At 69.3% G+C, this 2,429-nt stretch carries 3 protein-coding genes and 1 pseudogene; 1 reads left to right on the top strand and 3 read right to left on the bottom strand.

Annotated features, from left to right (window positions below; all coding sequences use genetic code 11):
* The 3 genes from ACFU5K_RS31610 to ACFU5K_RS31620 form a co-directional block, all read right to left on the bottom strand.
* A partial coding sequence (locus ACFU5K_RS31610) for a transposase (RefSeq protein ID WP_384068111.1) occupies positions 1-853 on the bottom strand: 853 nt, incomplete at its 3' end.
* A gap of 234 nt (positions 854-1,087) precedes the next feature.
* Entirely contained in the window at positions 1,088-1,912 is an 825-nt protein-coding gene (locus ACFU5K_RS31615) for a glutamate racemase (RefSeq protein ID WP_384068114.1), read from the bottom strand.
* Positions 1,913-2,053: 141 nt separating this feature from the next.
* Entirely contained in the window at positions 2,054-2,212 is a 159-nt protein-coding gene (locus ACFU5K_RS31620; protein ID WP_384068117.1) for a hypothetical protein, read from the bottom strand.
* Positions 2,213-2,325: 113 nt separating this feature from the next.
* On the opposite strand from ACFU5K_RS31620, the pseudogene ACFU5K_RS31625 reads away from it, so the two are divergent.
* Positions 2,326-2,429: pseudogene (locus ACFU5K_RS31625) on the top strand (IS607 family transposase); the annotation flags it as partial.

Below are 2,429 nucleotides of genomic sequence, written 5' to 3' on the forward strand. Positions count from 1 at the left end.
CCCAGGCCATCGCCTCCGCCTTCCCGTAGCGGGTGGTGTCCGTCACAGTGGTGACCTCGGGTGCGTGCCAGGACTCCGGCTTGGCGAAGGTCAGCACGCCGCCGTGTTTGCGCGGCCGCCCGCCCCGGGGGCCGGAGCGGGCGGGGCCCGCGTCGCGGAGCATGACGCGATCCGAACGCAGGCGCCCGACCAGGACCACGGGCAGATCGGCCAGGGCGTGGGAGAGGTAGGCGCTGTCGTAGCCGGCGTCCATCACGATCAGCATGTCGGGGTCGCCGTTGCTCCAGTGGCCTGCGGTGATGAGGCGGGTGACGACTTCGCGCAGCTGGGCGGCGGTGACCGCGGTGGCGTCGTCGGCCGGCCCCAGGCGGACGGCGTCCAGCAGGGCGCACCAGGAAGTGCGTCCCGATTCGAGGGCCGCGACGAAGGAGTAGGGCCAGCCCGGGATCAGCTGGTCGCAGCTGCGGTCGGCTCGGCGGCCGTGGACGTGGCAGAAGAGCCGGTCAGGGCTGGTGTTCGCGTCGGGACGCAGCCAGTTGGAGACGTCCACCGCCAAGGCGATGCGGCCGTCGGTGATGCGGGGCAGCGGGAGGTCGGCCAGCGCCCGGCGCATGCGGGCCGGTTCGCACCAGCCCTTGTCCAGAGCCGCGTACAGGGCGCCGTGCCCGCGCCGCATCTCATGCGCGAGGGAGAGCTCGACCAGTGTCTTGACCGGGCCATCGGTGCACAGCACCGCGTCGGTCAGCTCGAAGAGCACGTCCGCGCGGGCGTACAGGCTCTCGTAGAACTCAACCCGAAAGCGGGACAAGACGTCCAACGCCTCGCTCGCGGGCGGCACGGCAGGGAAACTCATGAGCAGCGGCCGTTCTCTCGTGCTTCGTGACTCGACATCTCGAAGCGTGGAGAACGGCCGCCCCTGATGTCCCGAGAAGGACCGCAGATCAGCAGGTCGGGTGACCTGCGAGGTTAAACGTCAAGCTTAGAGACCGCGCAGATAGGCGCGGTGGGGAGCCCTGTCGCGAAACAGCCTGCCGCGAACGGAGTGTTGTACGCCTGACCGAGAAGGTGCAGGGGATCCGTGGCTTGGTCAGATCGCTGGAGCAGCCATCGGGGAGCGAGTTGTGGCGGAGATGAGAATCTCGCGGGGTACCCGCGCTGCGGTGGCGAGGGCGCGGCCCACGGGGTAGGCGTGGGCGCCTGTTGGGAGGTTTCCGCGGCGACCGCTGAGTACCACGTCGATGGAGCCCACGGTGCTGTGCGAGTCCCCGCTTCGGTCCAATCGCCGCAGTGTTTGGCGGGCGACCGCCTCCGCGCTGTCGTACAGGGTGGTTCCGACGGGCAAGCTCTGCAGAATCTCCGGCGCCACCAGGGGATAGTGCGTGCATCCCAGCACCACGGAGGCGCAATTCTGGGGGGTTCGCTCGGCTGCATCGGCGATCGCTTCCGCTGCTGCGGCCATGTCACCGTGGTCGATCGCCTCGGCCAGACCCGGGCATGCGACACGCGCTACAGGCCTACCGTTCGCGAAGTCCGCGATCAGACGGTCCTGGTAGTCACTCGACGTGGTCCGGACGGTTGCCCACACGGCGATGCCCTGGCCGGTTGCCGCGGCCGGTTTCACGGCGGGCACGGTTCCGATCACGGGCACACGCGGCTCGAACGTCTCGCGCAGAGCGTCTATCGCGGTGACGGTGGCGGTGTTGCAGGGAATCACGATGGCCTCCGCGCCCCGCCGGACCGCCAATTGAGCGGTACTGAACAGACGGTCCGTCACGAAGGAGGCTGTTCTCGGTCCCCAGGGGGCGCCGTCGGGGTCCAGAAGCAGAAGCAGATCGAGTTCCGGGGCGAGGTGCCGAAGCCAGCCAGCGGTGGAAAGGAGGCCAAACCCTGAGTCGATCAATGCCACCGTCATGGGGTCAAGTTACCAGCCCGCCCGGCCGCACGCCCACGGCCCGGATGCCCAGGGGCGCGGTCCGGCTGGCCGCCTGACCCCACCCCCGAACGGGGCGGGTGCCGGGCATGGTGGCGCCGGGAGGCCGGGGACGGAAGCGTCTCAGGCGGCCGGGCCCGGGGGGTCGCGGCGCTCGTCACGCTCACCCGCCCCGCGGGGCGGCGATTCGTAGGAGTCCATGTACGCGGCGGTCTTCTTCCTCGCCCGCAGCCAGAACCACAGGGCGAGGGCTATCAGGACGAGCGGGATCAGTCGTGCCATGGGTGTGCCGGTCCAATCCGGTGGGGGAGGGTGTGCCAGGGGTGGGCAGCTGTGCGCCCCTATGGTCGATTGAGTGAGTGTTAGAACACTCGAGCAATGTTACGATCTTGCTTATGAACCTCACGGAGTGGGCGGAAGCGAACGGTGTGCATCGACAGACCGCGTATCGCTGGTTCCGTGAGGGCACGTTGCCGGTCCCTGCTGAGCGTGTGGGGCC

The sequence above is a fragment of the Streptomyces sp. NPDC057428 genome (genome assembly GCF_042803195.1).
GTDB lineage: Bacteria > Actinomycetota > Actinomycetes > Streptomycetales > Streptomycetaceae > Streptomyces.

What these genes read in the sequence shown, in the direction of transcription:
- ACFU5K_RS31615 (WP_384068114.1), bottom strand. Translation starts at nt 1,912, where the DNA reads ATGACGGTGGCATTGATCGACTCAGGGTTTGGCCTCCTTTCCACCGCT.
- ACFU5K_RS31620 (WP_384068117.1), bottom strand. Translation starts at nt 2,212, where the DNA reads ATGGCACGACTGATCCCGCTCGTCCTGATAGCCCTCGCCCTGTGGTTC.